The sequence below is a fragment of the Ottowia thiooxydans genome (assembly GCF_040548795.1).
Lineage (GTDB): Bacteria > Pseudomonadota > Gammaproteobacteria > Burkholderiales > Burkholderiaceae_C > Ottowia > Ottowia thiooxydans_A.
This window is the reverse complement of record NZ_JBEPSH010000003.1, coordinates 45,566-66,649: the sequence shown is the minus strand read 5'-3', so window position 1 is coordinate 66,649 and position 21,084 is coordinate 45,566. Positions and strand designations below refer to the sequence as shown.

Annotated in this window: 14 protein-coding genes and 1 riboswitch; of the genes, 7 read left to right on the top strand and 7 right to left on the bottom strand. The window is 60.0% G+C overall.

Going from position 1 to position 21,084, the window contains the following annotated elements; translation table 11 throughout:
- Positions 1-620: 620 nt before the first annotated feature.
- The gene (locus tag ABIE13_RS07230; protein WP_354442460.1) at positions 621-6,620 is read right to left on the bottom strand and encodes an alpha-2-macroglobulin family protein; all 6,000 of its coding nucleotides are present in this window, start codon (positions 6,618-6,620) and stop codon (positions 621-623) included.
- A gap of 108 nt (positions 6,621-6,728) precedes the next feature.
- Positions 6,729-8,171, bottom strand: coding sequence for an argininosuccinate lyase (gene argH, locus ABIE13_RS07225; RefSeq protein ID WP_354442459.1), 1,443 nt, complete (start codon positions 8,169-8,171; stop codon positions 6,729-6,731).
- A gap of 64 nt (positions 8,172-8,235) precedes the next feature.
- On the opposite strand from argH, the gene ABIE13_RS07220 reads away from it, so the two are divergent.
- The 6 genes from ABIE13_RS07220 to ABIE13_RS07195 all read left to right on the top strand — a co-directional run bounded on the left by ABIE13_RS07220 (position 8,236) and on the right by ABIE13_RS07195 (position 14,379).
- Positions 8,236-9,288 carry a sensor histidine kinase gene (locus ABIE13_RS07220; RefSeq protein WP_354442458.1) on the top strand — a complete coding sequence of 351 codons (1,053 nt, stop codon included), beginning with the start codon at positions 8,236-8,238 and terminating at the stop codon, positions 9,286-9,288.
- Positions 9,288-10,037 carry a LytR/AlgR family response regulator transcription factor gene (locus tag ABIE13_RS07215; RefSeq protein ID WP_354442457.1) on the top strand — a complete coding sequence of 250 codons (750 nt, stop codon included), beginning with the start codon at positions 9,288-9,290 and terminating at the stop codon, positions 10,035-10,037. Before ABIE13_RS07220 ends, ABIE13_RS07215 begins: the two co-directional genes overlap by 1 nt.
- A 152-nt stretch (positions 10,038-10,189) precedes the next feature.
- On the top strand, positions 10,190-11,116 hold the full coding sequence (gene hemC / locus ABIE13_RS07210; RefSeq protein WP_354442456.1) for a hydroxymethylbilane synthase: 927 nt from the start codon (positions 10,190-10,192) through the stop codon (positions 11,114-11,116).
- A gap of 55 nt (positions 11,117-11,171) precedes the next feature.
- Positions 11,172-11,957, top strand: a complete 786-nt coding sequence (locus ABIE13_RS07205; RefSeq protein ID WP_354442455.1) for a uroporphyrinogen-III synthase — start codon at positions 11,172-11,174, stop codon at positions 11,955-11,957.
- On the top strand, positions 11,954-13,096 hold the full coding sequence (locus ABIE13_RS07200; RefSeq protein WP_354442454.1) for a uroporphyrinogen-III C-methyltransferase: 1,143 nt from the start codon (positions 11,954-11,956) through the stop codon (positions 13,094-13,096). Before ABIE13_RS07205 ends, ABIE13_RS07200 begins: the two co-directional genes overlap by 4 nt.
- Before the next feature lie 5 nt (positions 13,097-13,101).
- A complete protein-coding gene (locus ABIE13_RS07195; protein WP_354442453.1) occupies positions 13,102-14,379 on the top strand; it encodes a heme biosynthesis protein HemY in 1,278 nt (425 codons plus the stop codon).
- A 43-nt stretch (positions 14,380-14,422) separates the two neighbouring features.
- Here ABIE13_RS07195 and ABIE13_RS07190 read toward each other — a convergent pair whose 3' ends face one another.
- Together ABIE13_RS07190 and ABIE13_RS07185 are read right to left on the bottom strand one after the other, a co-directional pair.
- The gene (locus tag ABIE13_RS07190) at positions 14,423-14,995 is read right to left on the bottom strand and encodes a TMEM165/GDT1 family protein (RefSeq protein WP_354442452.1); all 573 of its coding nucleotides are present in this window, start codon (positions 14,993-14,995) and stop codon (positions 14,423-14,425) included.
- 11 nt (positions 14,996-15,006) lie between these two features.
- Positions 15,007-15,203, bottom strand: a riboswitch (yybP-ykoY riboswitch).
- 40 nt (positions 15,204-15,243) lie between these two features.
- Positions 15,244-15,870, bottom strand: a complete 627-nt coding sequence (locus ABIE13_RS07185) for a LysE family translocator (protein WP_354442451.1) — start codon at positions 15,868-15,870, stop codon at positions 15,244-15,246.
- 387 nt (positions 15,871-16,257) lie between these two features.
- Between ABIE13_RS07185 and ABIE13_RS07180 the strand changes: the two genes are divergently transcribed.
- Positions 16,258-16,776 carry a GNAT family N-acetyltransferase gene (locus ABIE13_RS07180; protein ID WP_354442450.1) on the top strand — a complete coding sequence of 173 codons (519 nt, stop codon included), beginning with the start codon at positions 16,258-16,260 and terminating at the stop codon, positions 16,774-16,776.
- A gap of 80 nt (positions 16,777-16,856) precedes the next feature.
- Here the strand turns inward: ABIE13_RS07180 and ahpF are convergent, their stop codons facing one another.
- The 3 genes from ahpF to ABIE13_RS07165 all read right to left on the bottom strand — a co-directional run bounded on the left by ahpF (position 16,857) and on the right by ABIE13_RS07165 (position 21,048).
- Positions 16,857-18,461: an alkyl hydroperoxide reductase subunit F gene (gene ahpF, locus ABIE13_RS07175; RefSeq protein ID WP_354442449.1), complete on the bottom strand. Its 1,605-nt coding sequence runs from the start codon at positions 18,459-18,461 to the stop codon at positions 16,857-16,859.
- A 156-nt stretch (positions 18,462-18,617) separates the two neighbouring features.
- Entirely contained in the window at positions 18,618-19,187 is a 570-nt protein-coding gene (ahpC, locus tag ABIE13_RS07170) for an alkyl hydroperoxide reductase subunit C (RefSeq protein WP_354442448.1), read from the bottom strand.
- Between the two features lie 490 nt (positions 19,188-19,677).
- Positions 19,678-21,048: a hypothetical protein gene (locus tag ABIE13_RS07165; protein WP_354442447.1), complete on the bottom strand. Its 1,371-nt coding sequence runs from the start codon at positions 21,046-21,048 to the stop codon at positions 19,678-19,680.
- Positions 21,049-21,084 lie beyond the last annotated feature (36 nt).

Genomic DNA, 21,084 nt, shown 5'->3' with positions numbered 1-21,084 from the left:
GCTGTTATCGGCTGGTTTGAGCCAGAATGATTTCTAGATGTTTTTCTCGAGGCGCATCAACAGTGTGGGTACCGCGCATTGGGAGCGCACTCATGACAAGTGCGCGCGGTGCTCAAGACAACGCGCGCAAAAAGCGCATGCTCGGATTGACGTTCCCTAGCGAGGCTACTTTCAGCTCTGCAGACTGAATAAGTAACTAAAAAGTTCAATAAGTTCCATTTTGCGGGATTGCTAAGCGTTGGTTGCTTGTGCCGAGCTGCCGCTGGTTCCACTGGGCTATCGGGAGCAGGTTTCGTTCGTGGGCGCATCCTGACCTTGCGCGTGGTCGATGCGGAGAACGTGCGGCGCTAGTCTGATAAAAAGTCCTGAATAGCTCGCAGGAAGGGCGTAAGCACTACGCCGTCTATGAGGAAGGGGCCCAAGGCGAAACCCCGAAACCCACTAGGTAAAGGTGGCGTCGGGAGTGCGGGGCTGCGTCGTCTGTGCCGACTATCCGCTGCTCATTGAGCGCGATTAAGTCGGCGCGGCCAACTTGGCCAGAGAACCGTCGCGACGCGCACTAGCCTTCGCAGTCGCCTAGATTCCCGCTGCAGGCTGCGATTTCCAAGTCCGACGGGTTCCTAGGGCGCCTGGACGGTGACCCGCGCGTTCGGGAACTCACCAAACATTTCTGGCGCGTACAGTGCCTCTACCCGACTCGGGGGCAAGCTGAACGCTCCAGCATTGTTAAGGCGCACCGTGTACTCCATCTTGATGGTGCCCTTGGGCAGGTACTCGTAATAGCTGCGGAATGCTTCGAAGCTGCGTTCTTCAAAGGCTGGCCATCCAGGCCCGCTGCGTTTCTCGCCTTGTGTGGCGATTTGTGAGTCACGCCCCAGGCCACTGCCCAAAATGGTGGCGCCAGCGGGCACGGGGTCAGTGACCGCCACCCATGTCATATCGCCGCTGCCGGTGACCTCCAGGGTGACACGAAGAATGTCGCCGCGAGTGAACTGACCAGCAGGCAATGATTTATTGGCTTGCTCCACAGGAGTCACTGTTTTCTTGATCTGGTAGCCAGCCGCAAACGGCGCCTTGAGTTCCACCGCAGCCAGGGATTGCAAAGTAATCCAGGGCTTGCCAGTACCCGCCTGAGTGATGACAAGTGGTTGCTTGACGCCAGGCTTGGTGTCTATCCACGGAAGCAGAGCTGAGTTGTTGGTCAGTTGGCCGGGCGAGGAGGGCGCGCCAAATGCACTGTTCTGGTGAGCAGATCCTTGCACATCACTGCTTTTGAGGCGTGTGACCTTGGTCCAATCGATCTCGGCAGTAGATGTTCCCAGGGTGGCAGTGGTCTTGCCCGATACGGGGGTTGATTCGTGCTGCTTGGAGAACTGTTCCAAGGCCAAGCCTCCCCAGAGGTTGGCTGTGGTGGTGTTCCAGGCACCGCCTTGCTGGCGAGCAATGAAGCCGCTGACCAAGCGTCCCAGATCATCTTTCCAGGCTGGGTCGTCCATGACCAGAAGCAACATGCGTGCGCTGTTGACATCGCCGCCGGCCATCAGCCACCACCAATAGTCATCCTGCTCGGTGCTGAATGCCATTCTGGTGCCCTGGGTCGAGAGGCGGGCGCGCAGAATCTGCTCGGCTTGCACCAGCTGTGCTGCCTTGTTGGGCACAGCAGGTAAGCGCTTGAGAATGCTGATCCAGTCGATCACAGCGCTGGTGGGCCATTGGTTGGGCGCAATGGTGATACTGCTCAGCATCGAGGGCTTGGCCGCGTCATGCCGAGACAGCGCTTCGATGGCAGCGAGTTTGCGCACGTCCAGGTCATTGCGTGGCGACCAGAACTTGCGCTCGATCTTGCCTTCAACAAAGAGCGTCAGGCCCGCAATCATTTTCGCGCGAGACTCATCCGGCAGGGTGAATGCCGGGTTAAGTTGACCTGCTGCGTGTGTGGCAGCCAGCAGCCAGGCGGTCAGGGTATCGCTTCCGCGGTCTACGTCGCCGTTGGTTGGCGGGAAGTAGCTAGCCAGGCCATCTTTATCAAGATAGGCCGGCAATTGCGCTGCAGTCTGCTGCCAGAGCTTTTCGTCGCGCAGGCCAATGGACTTGCTTGTCTTTTGTTCCAGGCAGGCATAAGGGTAGCGGGCGAACCAGTCGCGAACGCCGGGCAAGCCTTCAGCCAGTCGGGGCTGCATGGATATACGAACACCACCACGCTTGTCGTTTCCTGGTGGAAGGGCATCGGCTGGGGGTGCCACGTCAAGTGTGAAGGTCCCGTTGAGCTGCTCCAGAGTCGCCTGTTGCACGGTCAAGGGCACGGCAGGAATGATGCGCTGGCTGACTTTCAACGCATCACGCGCTTGACCAGCACTGTCCTTGGCCTCGATTTCCCACATCAGCGCCTCCGCGCGAGTCGCCGCCAGTTGCTCAGGAGCCGTTACATCCCATTGAACTTCGCGCGCCTCACCTGCGGGGATATCAACGGTTTGCGGTTTGAGGTCCAGCAAGGTGGCGCGTGGAGCCACTTCGACCTTCATCGCCTTGGGCGTCGTGTTGCGCAGAGTCAGCATCGCTTTGAACTGATCTCCTTCACGTACCAAAGGTGGAAGGCCGCTGATGATCTGCAGATCCTGCGTGGCTTTGATGGCGGTCTGCCCGGTGCCAAACAGCCCCGTGCCGGCGTCAGCCACAGCCACGATCTGGAAAGTGGTCAGCGCGTCATTGAGTGGCACTTCCACTTCGGCCTGGCCCTTTGCATCAAGCTGCACACGTGGATTCCACAGCAGCAGCGTGTCAAGCAACTCCCGTGTCGGGTTCCTGCCACCACCGTCTCCACCCGTGGGTACGGCTTTGCGGCCATAGTGCCGGCGACCAATGATTTCCATTTGCGCTGTGGACGTTTCCACGCCCCAGGCGCGGCGTTGCAGCATGGCTTCCAGCAAGTTCCAGCTGCCGTTGGGCATTAGTTCCAGCAGGGCCTGGTCCACCGCGGCAAGCGCCACTTCGGCATCTGCAGCAGGCTGGCCGTTGGGCAGCTTGGCAGTGATGGTGACCTTGGCCTTGCCGCGGACCGCGTAGGTTTCTTTGTCCGCTTTGACGGACACATCAATCCGGTGCGCACCTGTGCCCACGCGAATTTCAGTCATGCCCAGGCGGAATGCGGGCTTGCTCAGGTCCACCATGGCGGTGGGGGCCACATAGTCCTTGCTGTCGTGCCAAAAGGCCTGCCACCATTCCCGTGGCGTTTTGTAGCCCCAGGTGAAGAAGCTGTACCACGGAACGTCGATCAGGCGTCCGCGCAAAGCGAGGACGCTGACATAGGCGTTCGGGCCCCAACCTTCTTCAATCTTCAGGCTCACCGTGGGATCATCGCCGCGCAGTTGCACCAGTTGCGTGTGCATGATGCCTTCGCGCTCCACGGCCACGAGGGCTGTCGCATAGCGGAAAGGCATGCGCACCTGGAAGCGCGCGGTCTCGCCGGGCTGGTAGAGCTTTTTCTCAGGCACCAGGTCCATGCGGTCGTGGTTTTCGCCGCCAAACCAGAGCTCTCCTTGCTTGGTGACCCAGACGGAACTGGCTGCGTTCGTGGTGCGGCCTTTGTCGTCGCGCGCGGTGACCACCAGCTCAATCTCGCCAGGCTGGTTCATCTTCACGCTGCAGCTCAGCAAGCCGCGCGCGTCGCTGGAGCCTGTACAGACGGTTCCAAGATCCTTGGTTTCCGTCCGGTTGTCATAGGTGTAGAAGCCTCCCACCATGCGCTTGCGGCTGGTGGTGGTGATGCGCGCAATGGCTTTCACATCCAGCGTCACACCTGACTTGGGTTTTCCTGTCAGGTCAAGCGCCAGGGCCTGCATCTGTACCGACTGGCTGGCAGAAACCCAGCTTTCGGTTTTGATGCCCGCTACGACGCCCGCTGGCCAGAGTGTGCCGTTGCCGCGCAGCGTCTGGATCTCCCCGTTGGGGTCGGCATAAGTGGCTTCTATCAGCAGGTCTTGTGCGCGGGTAGGAACCGCCAACTTTTCGAGCGTGACCGTGCCTGCCCCATTGCGGTCCAAAGTGACGGCCAGTTTGTCTGCCACCACTCGCTGGTCTTCACGCGAGGCCGCTTCTTCCTCGCCTTCGCTACCCGTTGTTTGTTCAGTGGACGAACGCGGTGGATCAAATCGAAAATCGTCGTAGTCTGAAAATTGCAGGTCCTTGGCACGAGTGAGGGCAGAAACACGCACCGGCAGATTGCCTGCTGCGCCGCCGGCCACATAGTTGACCTGAACGCTGACGGGCACGGTGGTCGCCGCAATCAGCGCTTCCTTGCTGGCTGTGGTGACACGGCCTTGCAAGACGGGCAGGCGGAACTCTTCCACCCGAAACTGGCCAGTCTGGAAACTGCGACTGCCTTCACCCGAGTTTTTCTCCCTGGCGTTTTGCCGGAGTTCGACCTGGTAAACCCCCAGCTTCGCAGCCTGGGGTATGGCAAAGCTGGTTTCAGCACTGCGGCCACCGGTCTTGGTGTTGCGCCAAGCAATAGGTTGCGTGTATTCCTGGCCGCTGCCGACATGGGTGACGACGAGAGTGTCTGGGCTGTCCTTGGGCAAGCCAAATCCTGCGCTTGTTTCTGTGCGCAGGATATGTTTCATGGAAACAGTCTCTCCCGCCCTGAGCAAGGTGCGGTCAAACACCGTGTGTGCACGTTCGTCGGGGCGAGCATCGGTATTGGTTGGCACGTTGAAGCGCCAAGGTTCAATGCCTTTTTGCCAGGTGGACCATGTAAAGGCCAGATCATCCACGTTGTCACGCGTGGTGCGGGCGCTGACGAAGTACCCCCGCGAATAGTCGCTGTAATCTTCGTCGTCTGTCTTGCACACGGGCGCTTCCGGCGATAAGCCCTTGAAGCGTGCGATCCCTTGCGCATCCGTCGTGGCCTTGGCCAGTTCCCGGCCGCCGCAGTCAGAAACCCGCACTGTGGCACCGGCCACAGGCAGCCCTTTATCGAGCGATGTCACCCAGGCCAGGGCATTGTCACGACCTAACTTGAAGTGCACGCCGAGGTTGGTCACCAACGCCGAGCTGCGGACGTACATGGTCCGATTGGCACCGTACTTCTCGTCCAGCAAGGACTCTCCCAGGCGCTGTGAGGCAATCTCCAGCACATGGAAGCCCGGAACAAGGGGTATACCCACCACTTCGAAAGGTCGGGTGGCTTCACCGTCGTTCGAAGGGGGAACTTGCAGCGTTTGCACGCCGTTAACGCCCGTGAGCAGAGACACCATGCGCGTCTGCACCATGGTCTTGCTTTCGGTATCAATAGGCGGGGGCAGGGGACGGCGCAGATCCTTGGCTGCGATCTTGCGGGAAACACTGAAGCTGTCGTAGCGCTGGATACGCCGGAACCAGGCAATGATGTCTGGGTCGCTTTGTGGCCTCAGGCCGCTGACCTGGATGCCGCTGGCCTGGAGGTTGGATTCGACCCGCCTCAGTGTGACGGGGAATAGGGCTGGGGATTGCGGCCCTTCGGCAAAGCGCTCCACGATGCCGAAAGGCTGGGCCGCGAACTTGGCCAGCGGCGGCATGGGCGCAGTGGCGAACTCCAGCGGAAAGGTGCTGGCATTGCTCAATGGGCGACCGCTGGCGTCTTTCAGATCCGGCGGTAGTGTCAGAGTGAGGGTCGTCCGTTCAGGCAGCGGTCCGCTGAATTCAATCCGATCGATGAGCGCGTCGGCATCGCCTTCGTCGAGCGTGGGTTTGTATTCGCTCTTGGGCGAGCGCAGACGCACGGTTTCCAGAATGCTCCTCGGCACTGGCGCACTGAAGGCCAGGCTGATGGGGCGGATAGGCATGCAGGCGGCCTGTGCGTTTTCCCGCTCGCAGCTCATACTGGCCGTAAAGGGCTCCCGTACCTGAAAAGCAAAGCGCCGCTCCTGGGCATTTTCTATACCGCTAGGCGTGGAGACGCCTTTGTCATACACCACCTGAACACGGGTCGCGGGCGTTAACCGTCGGTTACAAGAAAACGCATGGAAGCGCTGCGGCTCTTTCGACGCTTCTTCTTCGTTGCCAATCGCCTTGAGCAAATTGGCACGCGCATCACCCTCTACCATTCGCACGGGAACACGCTCTCCCACGCCGTCTATGGCGCACCAGACATGGTTGCGCACGCTGTCGACCGTGGCGTTGCCATTCAGGCGCAAGACGAAAACCTGGTCCTCTTCAATGCGTGTGGAAGTGTGGGGGCTGATCTGCTGCACGAACGGGCCACCAGTTGTGAACTGGAACTGCGTAGTGCCCGCGAGCGCCGCTCCGGAGCCTGATTTAAAGCCCGCGACAGCCTCCGCACGGCAGCGAACGCCGGGCGGCAGGTCACGTTCGAATTCGTAGACCCATTCGCGCGCGCTGTTCCACCGCCCTTGTCCCTTTGAGGCCTCAGCGTTGTCGCAACTGACCTTTAAAGGCGCAGGGGCCTTGGGGTCACCAAAATTGACAGCGTTTTCATTGAACTTGGCCACTACCTGCCTGACGCGGGTCACCTCTCCTTGGGGGGAAAGGCTGGTAATGGTGAGCGCCTGTGCGCTCAGTGCCCAAAACGCCGCGGACAGCGTAAGTGCCCGTCCGGCATGGCGAAAACAAGAAGAAAACTGCATGTGGAGCTCCAAAAGGGCGTTCAGCGCGCCCATAGGGTAGCAAATGCCAATGATTCGGATGTGGCGCTCATTCTGGATTTGTAGACTGAGCGCCTTCAGAGCGTACGTTCAGCTCGCTACGCCCAACCTCGCCTTATGGCGCGTAATCTGCGCGCGCACCTGCGCAGGTGCCGTGCCGCCTAGCGTATTTCGGGCGTTCAAGCTTCCACGAAGTGAGAGCACCTCGTAGACGTCTTTCTCGATGTCAGGATGAAAGCCTTGCAGAACGGCAAGCGGCAATTCCGACAGGTCGCAGTTGTGGGACTGAGCTGCCTTGACGGCATGGGCCACCGTCTCGTGCGCATCGCGGAAAGGCAGGCCTTTCTTGACCAGGTAATCGGCCAGGTCGGTCGCGGTGGCGTAGCCTTTAAGGGCGGCTTGTTCCATCGCTGGCGCGTTCACTGTGATACCACCCTGGCGGGAGCCGGTCTGCGCGTCTAGCTGGCCGGCGATCATTTCCACAAAGATGCGCAGCGTGTCTCGCACCGTGTCCACGATGTCGAACAAAGGTTCCTTGTCTTCCTGATTGTCCTTGTTGTAGGCTAGTGGTTGGCCCTTCATAAGGGTAATCAGGCCCATCAGGTGGCCGACCACACGGCCCGTCTTGCCACGCGCAAGCTCCGGCACGTCCGGGTTCTTCTTCTGCGGCATGATGGACGATCCGGTGGTGAATCGGTCAGCGATCTTGATGAAACCAAAGTTCTGGCTCATCCACAGAATCAGCTCTTCTGAGAGCCGGCTGATGTGCACCATGACAAGTGAGGAGGCAGCGGAGAATTCGATGGCGAAATCGCGGTCGCTCACGGCGTCCAGGCTGTTCTGGCAAACGCCTTCCATGCCCAGGGTCCGCGCTACCAGTTCCCGATCAAGGGGGTAGGTCGTACCAGCCAGGGCTGCAGACCCCAGCGGCAACTGGTTGACGCGCTTGCGTACATCGGCCATGCGGGCTTCGTCGCGCGAGAACATCTCTACATACGCCAGAAGATGGTGTGCAAAGCTTACCGGCTGCGCCACCTGAAGGTGAGTGAAGCCGGGCAAAATGACTTCGACGTTCTTTTCTGCAACCTCGATGAGCGCGCCTTGCAGTTCGCGTAGCAGGCCTGCGATAAGGTCGATTTCGTCACGCAGCCACAGCCGAATATCGGTGGCTACCTGATCGTTGCGGCTGCGGCCGGTGTGCAGGCGCTTGCCGGCGTCACCAATCAGCTGTGTAAGGCGCGCTTCGATATTCAGATGAACGTCTTCCAGAGCGAGCTTCCATTCGAAGTCGCCCCCCTCGATTTCTTTGGAAATCTGGCTCATGCCGCGTTCGATCTCCGAGCGGTCCTGCTCGGAGATCACGCCTTGGGTGGCCAGCATGCTGGCATGAGCCAGGCTTCCGGCGATGTCAGCGCGCCACAGGCGCTGGTCGAAATCCACGCTGGCTGTATAGCGCTGGACCAGCTCGCTCATGGGCTCTGAAAACAGCGCGGACCAGGCCTGGGATTTCTTGTCGAATTGATTGGTAGACATATGAAGGAACGTGAGCCGCAGGAAAAAAGCAGCCAAAGCACCTCTACACTGTAGAGATAGCTTGATGAAAGACCCGCAAATTCTATCGACCTTCGAAAACAGCAAACCGACTGCCGAGGCAGGTGCGGTGGCTCGGCTCTTGGTTTTCGATGCCTGCCGGGTCAGTTTGGTGTTGCGGGCGGTGCTTTATGTAGAGGCCGTGTTGGCGGTCGCTTTGATGTATGTCGCCTCCGACTTCACCGATTGGGTAGCTCAAGTAGCCATGGTGACGGGGGGCGCGTTGCCTGCCACGTTGCTTTGGCTGATCGTCGGATGTGCGGCCAAGCGCCAGATTGCGCGGCTGCCATGGGCTGGTCAATATGCCGTGGGCATGGCTTTGGGCGCAATGGCGGGGATCTATGCCTGCGGCATGCTCAGCCTCCTGGGAATTTTTGAGCCGGCACGCTGGCTGGCAAGCGCCTTTACGGGCGCAGCGCTGGCGGCAGGCTTGGTGGCAGCCCTGGCCTGGCGGGTACGCGGCCGCTTGCCAGCGACCACCAAGGCCCGTCTGGAGCAGCTTCAGTCCAGCATACGGCCGCATTTTCTGTTCAATACGCTGAACACGGCCATTGCCCTGGTCAGGCAGGAGCCTGCCAAGGCAGAAATGGTGCTTGAGGATCTGGCTGAGCTTTTTCATCACGCGCTCGTGGAGCCTGAGGGCAATTTCACACTGGAGCAGGAGCTCACGTTGGCGCGGCGCTATCTGGAAATAGAGCAGGTGCGTTTTGGCGATCGCCTGCGCATCGAATGGGCCCTGGATGAGCGCGCGCACGGTGCGCGTCTACCACCGCTGATCTTGCAGCCCCTGGTTGAAAACGCTGTCAAGCATGGGGTGGAGCCCAGTGCGACGGGGGCACAGTTGCGTGTTTCCACTGAATTGCGAGGCCAAGTGGCGATCATCGAGATTTCCAACACCATGCCCGCCGGAGAAGGACGGCGCGGTCATACCATAGCGCTTGCCAATGTCCGTGACCGGCTCAGGCTGCTGCACGACATCGAAGGCAGCTTCCAGGCTGGCTTGGTGGGTGACCGGTACCAGGCGCGCATTGAAGTGCCCATGCCCGGGTGGGGTGCTTGATGACTGCCCTCAAGGTATTGATTGTTGACGATGAGGCACTTGCACGTGCTCGCCTGCGCACTTTGTTGGGAGATTGCCGCCAACCCGATGCACTGGTGACTGCAGAAGCGGCCAATGCCTCGCAGGCGCTTTCCTGGGTGCAGCGCCAGCCATTTGATGTGGCCCTGCTCGACATCCACATGCCGGGGGCAGATGGACTCCAGCTGGCCCAGGCACTAAGGCTGCTCCCTCAACCGCCCTTGGTCATTTTTGTATCGGCACACGCCGGATACGCCGTGAATGCGTTCGATCTGGAAGCGGTGGACTACCTGACCAAGCCCGTCAGGCTGGAGCGGTTACAGGCTGCGCTGCAAAAGGTGCAGCGTATGGGGCATCCGCTTCAGGCGCCTCTGGTGGAAGCCAGCCCTGAATGGCTGCTGATTGCGGAACGAGGGCGGACTGTGCGTATCCCTCTGGCTGATGTGCTCTATCTCAAGGCCGAGCTGAAATATGTCACTGTACGAACCTTACAGGCCAGCCACTTGTTCGACGGCAGCTTGAATCAGATCGAGGAGCGCCATCCTGGCCGCTTTTTGCGCATTCACCGAAATAGCCTGGTCGCTCGCAGCGCTATCCGCGAACTCATACGCCATCAAGCCGAGGAGGGGGATGAGGCAGAAGGCTGGGCAGTGCGGCTGTTTGGCGCCGACGAGCAGCTCATGGTTTCGCGCCGGCAGGTGGCTGCCGTACGAGAGGCCCTGGGGGACTAGGAGCCTGTCGGACTTGGACCGCTGCGGCGCATTTGCTGCCGGCGATTTCCAAGTCCGACAGGCTCCTAAGCGAGTTAACGCACCCTATAACGCACCCTTGGCGACCGCATGCGCTAGCATCCCTGCTTTCCCGTTTCCATTTCGATTGCAGCATGTCCTCAGCCCTACCCATCACCATCGCCACCCGAGAGAGCCGATTGGCCCTGTGGCAGGCCGAGCACGTCAAAGCGCTGCTGGAGGCTCGCGGTCATGCAGTCCAATTGTTGGGTATGACGACTCGAGGAGATCAGATACTGGACCGAACCCTCAGCAAGGTAGGGGGTAAAGGTCTTTTCGTGAAAGAGTTGGAGGCAGCTCTGGAAGACGGCCGTGCGGACATCGCGGTGCATTCACTCAAGGATGTCCCTATGGAGTTACCTGAAGGCTTCGATCTGGCCTGCGTCATGGTGCGCGAAGACCCTCGAGACGCCTGGGTCTCTTCGGATTGCGCCTCTCCAGCAGACCTGCCGCCTAACGCGGTGATAGGTACTTCCAGCTTGCGCCGCACAGTGTTGCTCCGGGCCATGTTGAGCGCGGCAGGCCGTGACGACGTGCGCATCGAGCCCCTGCGCGGCAACCTGGACACCCGCCTGCGCAAGCTGGATGAAGGCCAGTACGCCGCCATCGTGTTGGCGGCTGCTGGGCTCAAAAGGCTGGGGCTGGAAGATCGAATCCGACACATCTTCAGTCCAGATGAAATGCTGCCAGCTGCCGGGCAGGGCGCGTTGGGTATAGAAACTAGAACCTTGCGCCCTGAATTGGTGCAGGCACTTGCGCCCCTGGCTGATCAGACGACTTGGCTGGCAGTCGCTGCTGAGCGGGCAGTCAGCCGGGCCATGGGGGGAAGCTGCTCCATGCCATTGGCTGCGCATGCCACGCTGGATAACGGACAAATCCAATTGCGCGCCGCCTGGGGCGATCCGGAGGGTGGCCCCACTCTGGTGACTGCCCATGGCGTCGCGCCGGTTGGCGACTTGGCCAGTGCAGAGTCTTTGGGTACTCTGGTAGCCAGTCAGTTGCGGGCCGGCGGCGCGCATTGACCTGCAGCATTTCGAGGTTTTTGCATTGCCTGAGCTTCAACGGACAGCGAGCACCATGCCCCGCTTGATCGTGACGCGCCCTGCAAAAGAGGGAGTTCGCTGGGTATCAGACCTTCAGGGCAGAGGTTTGCAGGCGTGTGCGCTTCCTTTGATCTGCATTGAGCCGCCACTGGAGACCGAGCCTCTCAACCAGGCCATCGAAAAGCTGGCTTCTTATGCCGCAGTGATGTTCGTGAGCGCGAATGCGGTGAGCGGATTTGCCCATGCCTGCATGCAGAGCGGTCACCCCTGCATGGCCGTTCTCAGCCCAAGGGCCAGGGCATGGTCGCCAGGCCCCGGCACGACACGGGCGCTGAAGGAGTCTGGTTGGCCAGATTCCTCTATCGACGCACCAGACTCACACGCTTTGCAATTCGACTCAGAGTCTCTGTGGGAACAGGTTCAGCATCAGGCCACGCCAGGTCAGCGTGTCTTGATCGTACGAGGCGCTGATGCGAAGGGCCAGATCGCCGGGCGAGACTGGCTCGCCGCGCGCTTGCGTGAAGCGGGCGTTCATGTAGAGGAGGTGGCCGCCTACCGACGCGCGCCTCCGGTGCTGGATGAGGCGCAACGGGGCTTGGCAGAAAGTGCGGTGAGCGATGGCAGCATCTGGTTGTTCAGCAGTTCAGAGGCCATATCGAATCTGCGTTTGGTGCTGCCTGGACAAAACTGGGCTGTTGCGCGCGCACTCGCTACGCATGAGCGAATTGCACATTCTGCACGCCAAGCGGGTTTTGGAATCGTCAAACAAGTTCGCCCCACCTTGGATGACGTGGCAGCCTCTATAGAATCCTTTGCATGAACGACGAGCACCCGCTTGCCTTGCCGCCCCCTTCACCTGGCCCTGCGCCAGGTCCTTCTGTGTCCGCTTCTGCACCGCCCACCCCTCAAGCCGCGCCTCCGCTGCCGCCGTCAGGCTATATGCGTTCGCGCCGTGCGGTTTTGAGGCCCGGTTTGATTGTGGCTTGGGTCATGGCAGGGTTGGCTCTTGCAGCCAGCCTTATGCTGTGGCAAAGATTGTCGTCCATCCAGGAGCAACTGGCTCGGCAGAGTGGTGAATCCGGCGCTCGCTCCGTCGAGGCGCGCACCTTGGCGCGTCAGGCAGAAGAAACAGTGCGTGAAACCGCAGCCAAGGTGGCCATCCTGGATACGCGCATCGGTGACCTTTCTGCTTACAGGGCGCAGCTTGAAGATGCTGTACAAAGCGTTGCGCGAACACGTGATGAAAATCTGGCCGTCGACCTCGAAGCCGCATTGAATGTGGCTCAGGATCAGACACAACTGACGGGGCGCATCGAGCCTTTGCTGGCTGCACTTCGTACTGCGGAGAGGCGAATCGCCCGTTCGGGCGACCCCCGTCTGGTCTCGGTAAGCCGCGCTGTGACACGTGATCTTGAACGCGTCAAAGCGGCGAGCATTCCTGATACCGCCGGCCTGCTGGCTCGTATTGATCAGCTATTGCGGCAAATTGACGAGTTGCCTGCCGCTAACGATGTGGGCCGCACAGGAGCAGAAAAGCAGCATGTGGATGCCGTTCGCGATCCAGCCTCCGGTTGGTGGGCGAAGACTTTGCAGGTCGTGCAGTCCGAGGCACGCCAACTCCTCAGCGTGAGTCGGATTGAGCGGCCAGACGCCAGCATGATGAGTGCCGAGCAGGTGTTCTTCCTCCGCGAGAATCTCAAACTGCGTTTGCAAGGTGCACATTTGGCCATTCTGGCGCGCCAGTACGAAGCCGCGCGCTCCAATCTTTCGGCTGCCCAGTTTGCGTTGGGGGCGTATTTTGACCCCGCATCCCGCCGCACCCAGGCTGCTGCCACCTTGCTGCAGCAAATTCAGGCATCCACCAAGTCTGCGGATCTGCCGCGGGTGGACGAAACCCTGACTGCTCTGAGTTCGGCGATCTCGGCCACAGCCAATACCAACCTTCCGGGAGCCAGGTAAACGCTATGCGTGCAGCTCTTTGGTTGGTAGGTTTGTTTGCAGCAGCGGTGGCGCTTGCTTTGTTTGCGGGAGATAACCAGGGCACGGTCACTATTTTCTGGCCTCCCCACCGGGTTGATCTGTCCGCCAACCTGGTGCTGCTTTTGCTGGTGCTGCTGTTCGTCTTGATCTATGCGGCCCTGCGTGCGCTGGCTGCTGTGCTCGAACTGCCGCGTCAGGCGCGCCGTTGGCGGTCTCAGCAGCGAGAACGTGCTGCAAATGCCCAGTTGCTCGATAGCATGGTTCAACTCTCAGCAGGGCGCTATCTTCGCGCGCGCAAGGCCGCGGAAGACGCCTTGGAGCGTGAACACTCAATGGCGGCCTCAGGTGAGGCGCTTCCTCAGGCGGCTACTCTCCGGGCGCTTGCCCATCTGTCATTGGCGGCCAGCGCTCATTCACTTCAAGACCATAGCCTGCGGGATTCCCACCTGAACAAAGCACTGGAGGCCGCCGCACGGGGGTCAGCGCCGCAGGAGTTGCGCGAAGGCCTGCTCATGCGTGCGGCGCGCTGGTCGCTGGATGATCATGATCCTTCGACCTCACTTCAGTGGCTTGAGGGGCTCCCGCAGGGGGCTGGTCGGCGTACGCTCGCATTGCGCATCAAGCTCAAGGCGGCTCGTCAGGCGCGGCAAAGTTCGGATGCGCTTGAAACCGCGCGGCTTCTGGCCAAGCATAGAGCCTTCTCGCCCGATGCAGCGCGAAGCCTGCTGCGCAGCTTGGCGAGTGAGTTGATTGATAGTGCGCAAGACCCGGCACAGTTACGGACCATCTGGGCGTCACTTGATGCCAACGAGCGCGCTATGCCTGAGCTGGCCTTGAGAGCTGCTCAACGAATGATGGCCCTGGGGGGTGAAGGTGCGATTGTGCGTGAATGGCTGCAACCCGTTTGGGAGCAGATGCTGACTTTGCCGGATGGATTTGCTGACGCCCACGGAGCCCGTTTGATCCGAGTGCTGGAAGCCGGGGTCGGTCAAGATGAACCCGGCGAGCGCGATTGGCTTGCCCGGATAGAAGCAGCGCAGCAAGCCAACCCTCGTGACCCCACTTTGCAGTACCTGGCCGGAATGGCCTGTCTGCACAGGCAGTTGTGGGGCAGGGCGCAGCTGTTGCTGTCCCAGGCTGCTCGCCAATTACGCGATAGCGGCCTGCGGCGCAGTGCTTGGCGCGCGTTGGCTGAGCTGGCTGAGCACAAGGGCGACAAAGACGCGGCAGCAGAAGCATGGAAGAAAGCTGCGCTGGAGTAAACCCGGGCCCCCAAACCCCAGGCCACAGTGCCTGAGACTATCTTCAGAAGAAGTTACCCACGTTCAAGAGCGTGAGCACGCCCAGAATGGCAAAAATCGCTGCGGCCACGGAGTGCACCAGCTTCATCGATACTTTCTGGGCAATCTTGTCCCCCAGGAATACAGCAGGTACGTTGGCCAACATCATGCCCAGCGTTGTGCCCAGCACCACTTGGACCACGTCCGGATATCGCGCAGCCAGGGCCACCGTGGCAATCTGAGTCTTGTCTCCCATTTCGGCCAGGAAGAATGTGACCACGGTAGTTCCGAAAGCGCCGTAGGCACGCTTGGTCGTGGCCGAATCGTCATCGATCTTGTCAGGGATCAGCATCCACACTGCCATGGCGAGAAAGGAAATACCAATGATCCAGCGCAAAAGGTCTGGCCCGAGCGCCTGGGCCACCCATCCGCCCACGGCCCCTGCAACGGCATGGTTGACGATGGTGGCGACAAAGATGCCGGCGACTATCTGCCAGGGCTTACGAAATGTGGCGGCCAGAATGATCGCCAGCAATTGGGTCTTGTCGCCCATTTCCCCGAGCGCAACAACGCCGAGTGATACCAAAAATGCTTCCATGACGTGGGTTTTTTATAGGGGGCCGGAAAGACAAAAGACCACGCCGCTTCCCCGGCCCAACCGGAGGCGACATGGTCAAAGGTCTTGCCAGGCAATCAAGGCAACGAATACGATGCCTTAAAGCTGCTTGCGCCATAGCCAAATAAGCCAAGTGTGTTGACGCAAGCTCCTGCATTGCGCAGGTCAGCTACTCCCCAATGACGAGTAAGCTGATTATAAGGGTGCACAAGGCCAGCTCCAGTAACGGTTTAGGCCTGCCTTCGGTACAAGGCCAGAGAGCCGGCCAATACGAGCAGGGTGCCGCCACAAACTCTCTCCAGCCAGAGCGCGCCTTTTGTTCGTAGCACCTTCATTGCCTGGGCCCCGGCGCTTGCGTAGCAAAGCATGACGGCGAAGTCGATGAGTGCGAAGGTGACCGCGAGTGCTGTGTACTGCGGCCACTGGGGCTCCGAGGGAACAATGAACTGCGGCAGGAACGCAGAGAAGAAGAGATACCCCTTCGGATTCGTGACTGCGACGAGCAGGCTACGGAGAAAGACGGCACGCCCGCTGGGCGCTGGGGCTTCATTCTCCTCCGATGGAAGTGCAAAAGATCCGGTGGATCGAATCAGACGCAGGCCCAGATAGGCCAAGTACGCCACACCAACCCACTTGACGACCGAGAACCAGAACTCTGAGGCGGCTAGGAGGGCGCCGAGACCAAGTGCGACGGCGCCAATGAGCACGAAGTCGGATAACACCGCGCCGAACATCCCGGGTACCGACGCCCGGACGCCAAGGCGGGAGCCGTTTGTGAGCGCCAGCAGCATGGTGGGGCCCGGGGTTGCGATACCAATCAACGCGACGAGCGAGAAAAGGAGGATGGTTTCGGACATGTGGCAGGCCTAATTTGTGGTCGCTCCATGTTAACGATTTCTGCCCAACATTTAAGCATCCGTCCGCACAGCAAAAACGTCTGAAGTGATGTCGGCGCGGGCGGCGCACAAGAAGCGCACTGGGGATCGAGTCCACATGGGCAGCCCTGAGTTTCTTCTGCGGAGGAGCGTCGCCTGGTCGTAGCACGTTGAACCCAACCCGGCAGACGTGAGGCCGTTGCGGGTCTCCAGAGGTGGCGCGCCTTGACCTGGATGCGTGCCGGACTTCAGCTGGCGTGACGGGCTGGGATCTATTTGTGTGCGGCACAATACACGGATCCCCGAAGGCGCCTTGTGCCGATCCGCCCAGAACGAACTATTCTTTCGCGAAGGAACAAGCGCATAGCCATGACCATCCAGCTTCGGCACGAAACCCAGGGCGACATCGCGGCCATCGACGCGGTCACGATCGCTGCCTTCGCCAATGCCCCGCACACCAGCCACACCGAGCAATTCATCGTGCGCGCACTGCGCGCTGCGAACGAATTGACGCTTTCCATCGTTGCCGTGGAGCAAGGACGGATCGTCGGTCATGTGGCCCTGTCGCCTGTGACGATCACCGACCCAGAGGGCCGAAGGGCCGAACGCTGGTTTGGCCTGGGACCGATTTCCGTCCTGCCAGACAGGCAAGGACAGGGCATCGGTTCGCGCCTGATTGAACGGGCGCTGTCCGATTTGCGAAGCATGCAAGCCGCAGGCTGCGTTTTGCTGGGTGACCCCGCGTACTACGGGCGCTTTGGCTTCCGGGCCCATGCGGGCCTGCGGTTGCCGGGCTTGCCGCCTGACTACTTCATGGCACTGACTTTGCACGGGTCATTGCCCGAAGGCATCGCGCACTACAGCGATGCCTTCAACGCTACCGCCTGAGCCACAGCGGGTTTCGGGGCGGTCCGGCAATAAAAAGAGCCCGCTATAGGAGCGGGCTCAGGGGCAGAAAGAGGCTGCGCTCAGGCCGCCACAGCTTCTTTGTTTTCTTCTGAAGCGGCTTCCGGGGCAGGCGTGCGGATCAAGTAGTCGAAGGCGCTCAAGGCGGCGGTTGAACCAGCGCCTGCGGCGACCACGATCTGCTTGTACGGCACGGTAGTGCAATCACCTGCAGCAAATACACCGGGCACGTTAGTGGCGCCTCGCGCGTCAACGACGATCTCACCAAACTTGCTGCGCTCGACTGTCGTGCCCAACCATTCCGTGTTCGGCACCAGGCCGATCTGAACAAAAACGCCTTCCAAATCGACATTGGCGTCCGTTCCGTCACCGCGGTGCTTGAACTTCAGGCCGTTGACCTTGCCACTGGCGCCTGTGATCTCCGTCGTCTGGGCATTGGTGTGCACAGTCACGTTCGGCAAACTCTGGAGCTTCTTGATGAGCACCGCGTCGGCTTTCATCTCAGGCATGAATTCGATCACGGTGACGTGCTTGACCAGACCTGCCAAATCAATGGCTGCCTCAACGCCGGAGTTTCCGCCGCCAATCACGGCGACGTCCTTGCCCTTGAACAAGGGGCCGTCGCAGTGCGGGCAGTAGGCCACGCCTTTAGTCTTGTACTCCTGCTCGCCAGGCACATTGACATTGCGCCAGCGCGCGCCGGTGGCCAAAATGACTGTCCGGCTCTTGAGTGTTCCACCGTTGTCCAGCGTAACGGTGATGAGGCCGCCTTCAACTGCAGCGGGCGTCACGCCCGCTACACGCTGCGTATTCATGATGTCGACTTCGTAGCCCCGTACGTGCTGCTCCAGCGCCGAGGCGTAGGCAGGCCCGTTGGTCTCGGGGATGCCTGGGTAGTTGGCGATTTCCATCGTGTCATTGACCTGCCCGCCAAAGCGTTCACTCACGACGCCTGTGCGAATGCCCTTGCGAGACGCATAGATCGCTGCTGCCGCACCGGCAGGACCGCCGCCAATGATCAGCACCTCATAGGGCGCCTTGGCGCTCAGTTTCTCGGCGTCACGTTTGGCGGCACCGGTGTCGACTTTCTGAACGATCTCTTCCACACTCATCCGGCCGTTCGCAAAGAACTCACCATTGAGGAACACGGTAGGAACGCCCATGATCTCGCGTTCTTCGATTTCGTTCTGGTAGAGCCCACCATCAATGACGGTCACATTGATGCGCGGGTTGTAGATGGCCATGAGCGAGAGCGCCTGGACCACGTCAGGACAGTTGTGGCAAGACAGGCTCATGTAGATCTCGAAGGTGAGATCGGCATCCAGCGCTTTGATCTGTTCGATCGTGTCGGCTTCCACTTTCGGTGGGTGGCCGCCGGTCCAGAGCAGCGCCAGGATGAGAGACGTGAACTCGTGGCCCATGGGAATGGCCGCAAAGCGCAGTTTGCTGTCTGTGCCCTTGCGTTGCAAGGTGAATGAGGGCTTGCGTGTGTCGTCTCCGTCCGTGCGCAGGCTGATCATGTCCGGCCGGGCCGCCACGATTTCTTCCAGCAGTTCACGCATCTCGATGGCTTTTTCGCCATCGTTCAGGGAGGCCACCATCTCGAACGGTTCTTTCACGCGCTCGAGATAGGCGCTAAGTTGTTGCTTGATGTCGTCGTCCAACATGGTGATGGCTCCTTGCTTGGTTGCTGACCACCTTATTTGGGGGTGTTCAGCCGAATTTCAGTCAATAAAAAGCCGAACGGCGGGAATTTGCGATCCCCGTCGCGTTCGGCTGTCATGCGCTTACCCGAGGGTAGGCGCGAATGCGGGAATATCCGCTTAGATCTTGCCGACGAGGTCGATGGAAGGCTTCAGAGTCTTTTCGCCTTCTTTCCACTTGGCAGGGCACACTTCGCCGGGGTGGGCGGCCGTGTACTGAGCAGCTTTCAGCTTGCGAACGGTTTCTTTCACGTCGCGAGCGATTTCATTGGAATGCACTTCCATGGTCTTGATGGTGCCGCTTGGATCGATCACGAAGGTGCCACGCAGTGCCAGGCCTTCTTCAGGAATGTGCACGTCGAATGCGTTGGTCAGTGCATGAGTTGGGTCGCCCACCAGGAAGAACTTGGCTTTGCCCACCGCGTCGCTGGTCTCGTGCCACACTTTGTGGGAGAAATGCGTGTCAGTGGTGACGATATAGACCTCAGCATTGGCCTTTTGGAAATCGGCGTAGTTGTCAGCAGCGTCTTCGATTTCGGTAGGGCAGTTGAAGGTAAAAGCTGCTGGCATGAAAATCACGACAGACCAGTTTTTGCCGTTCGAGAGCGTTTGCTCGGTCACTTCTTCGAACTTGCCGTTATGGAATGCCTGTGTTTTGAACGGCTGAACCTTGGTATTGATAAGGGACATGTTTTCTCCTTGAGTTAGTGAAGAGTGATGAAATGATTGGCGATGAGTGAATTATAGGTATGGACTATTGAATCTGCGATTCATTTTGCCTAACCTATCATTAGTCTGAGCCTATGAGGCTGATAGCTGGCGCTGTTCCGACCTGTAGACAAGTCAAATCAGCCCTCTGCCGGAAGACACGCATTCGCTCCTCTCAGCTTACATCAGATCTGTGTGAGAGTTTTGTCAGCTCAGTTAATTCAACACTCAGAACTCTTCGCGGCCTTGGTCTAGTCAGATCTGCCGGAGTCCTTTAGCCGTCATGACCGCCACGCCGTCGAGACGCTCGTATCGGTCACACCTGAAGCTGCAACCAGGGCGCGCGAGCAGAAGAACACTCTTTAATGGTGTCGGCGGCAGGTCGGACGTGACGGCAGCGCTGGCGGAGCGTAAGCGTAGGCAGCGTTGGCTGCCCACCAGGCACTAGCGTACGCGCCGAGCGTGAGGCCCTTCAGAAGGGGCGCTGGCGTGCGGGCACTCGTGTCTCTAGAGAAGGCGAGGTGTAGTTCGGATCGAAGACGCAACCCTGGCCGAATTGCGCCTCAAAGCCAGGACAAGCATTGGCAATGTCGGCTGGCGTAGGCTTCGCGCCGGTGTCCACCCAGCGCAAGAGCGCGGTCATCAGGGTTGGATAGGTCGGATCCGTGATGAAGCTGTGCGTTCCTTTGGTGGTAAAGGTTTGAACCAGGCGCTCACTGCTGCCGCCCTGGAGCATCACGTCGCGAAAGCGCGAATCGAGTTCTACAAAGGCTGTGGGGTCACCGATCCATTTGGTCGAGATCACAGGCACGGGGATTTTTCCAATGGGGTCAGTGTCCGCGGCGAACTTCCGATAGGCCGCCTCGTCAGCCTTGTAGCGCAGCACGCCGGCGTTGAGCGCGGCATCATTGGACGAGCCCCGGTAGAGCACCCCCTCGTTTCCGAATGGACTCGCACCACCAGTGCGCTTGGCGGAGATATCCTGAAAATGCAGCGTGCCCCAGTTCATATGCGACTGGATGGAGCTCTCAGGTATCTTGATCACGTCGACGATGGTCTTGATCTTCGCGTTCTGCTCGGCCGATCGTTCGGCGGGGCGCTTGTTCAGCGCCAAACACTCATTGACACGCGCCGCCACCTCAGTTTGCTTCATGGTCGCATCGGCAGGCAAGCCCAGGTTGAGTGCATAGGGCGCTTCAGTCGGGCGAGGATGGTTGCCGCACAGATACTGGTAAACCACGCGCAGGTCGAGTCGGAAATCATAGGATCGCGTGCCGCCGCCGAGCACCCCGCTTGTGAGCAGCACTGCATCGTAAGGGCGCTCGCCCACAGTGTCTTTGGTGAACATTTCTGCGCCTTTGGCCGCCACGCCCGCACCCCAGGACTGGCCGTGCAGCACGGTTCGCTTGGGCACGGCAACATGCTTGTGGAAGATGCCGCGCAAGCGCTCGGTGTCTTCAGCAGCGGCACGCAATTCCACGCCCCCTTGGCGGTATGACGAGCCTGCCCATGCGTAGCCCGCCTTCACCATAATGGACCAGCGCGTGAGGTCTTCTCGCGAACGCTCCAGATCAGGTGCTTTGAGATCGGGGCCACCGTGGGCATGCATGACAAGCGTCCCGTTCCATTTTGCTGGCACTGCGATCATGTAGAACGCCCCCGCGGAGTCGCGTCCGGAGAGGCATCTGGCATCGAGCGGAACGTCAGCTGGGCAGGTGGCCGCCTGCGGAGCGGCTTCGTTGGATCTGGACGAGGGCTGCTGCACCATCGAACTGCCACCGCAGCCGGCGAGTACCAGGAGAGCCATCAGCGATGCTGGGGATGTAAGAGAGTGCAATGCCATGAAATATGTCTCCTTGGAGGCGGTCGGATTCCATCA

Bases quoted from the DNA above. Each gene is read 5' to 3' on its own strand.
- ABIE13_RS07230 (WP_354442460.1), bottom strand. From the start codon at position 6,620: ATGCAGTTTTCTTCTTGTTTTCGCCATGCCGGACGGGCACTTACGCTG.
- argH (WP_354442459.1), bottom strand. From the start codon at position 8,171: ATGTCTACCAATCAATTCGACAAGAAATCCCAGGCCTGGTCCGCGCTG.
- ABIE13_RS07220 (WP_354442458.1), top strand. From the start codon at position 8,236: ATGAAAGACCCGCAAATTCTATCGACCTTCGAAAACAGCAAACCGACT.
- ABIE13_RS07215 (WP_354442457.1), top strand. From the start codon at position 9,288: ATGACTGCCCTCAAGGTATTGATTGTTGACGATGAGGCACTTGCACGT.
- hemC (WP_354442456.1), top strand. From the start codon at position 10,190: ATGTCCTCAGCCCTACCCATCACCATCGCCACCCGAGAGAGCCGATTG.
- ABIE13_RS07205 (WP_354442455.1), top strand. From the start codon at position 11,172: ATGCCCCGCTTGATCGTGACGCGCCCTGCAAAAGAGGGAGTTCGCTGG.
- ABIE13_RS07200 (WP_354442454.1), top strand. From the start codon at position 11,954: ATGAACGACGAGCACCCGCTTGCCTTGCCGCCCCCTTCACCTGGCCCT.
- ABIE13_RS07195 (WP_354442453.1), top strand. From the start codon at position 13,102: ATGCGTGCAGCTCTTTGGTTGGTAGGTTTGTTTGCAGCAGCGGTGGCG.
- ABIE13_RS07190 (WP_354442452.1), bottom strand. From the start codon at position 14,995: ATGGAAGCATTTTTGGTATCACTCGGCGTTGTTGCGCTCGGGGAAATG.
- ABIE13_RS07185 (WP_354442451.1), bottom strand. From the start codon at position 15,870: ATGTCCGAAACCATCCTCCTTTTCTCGCTCGTCGCGTTGATTGGTATC.
- ABIE13_RS07180 (WP_354442450.1), top strand. From the start codon at position 16,258: ATGACCATCCAGCTTCGGCACGAAACCCAGGGCGACATCGCGGCCATC.
- ahpF (WP_354442449.1), bottom strand. From the start codon at position 18,461: ATGTTGGACGACGACATCAAGCAACAACTTAGCGCCTATCTCGAGCGC.
- ahpC (WP_354442448.1), bottom strand. From the start codon at position 19,187: ATGTCCCTTATCAATACCAAGGTTCAGCCGTTCAAAACACAGGCATTC.
- ABIE13_RS07165 (WP_354442447.1), bottom strand. From the start codon at position 21,048: ATGGCATTGCACTCTCTTACATCCCCAGCATCGCTGATGGCTCTCCTG.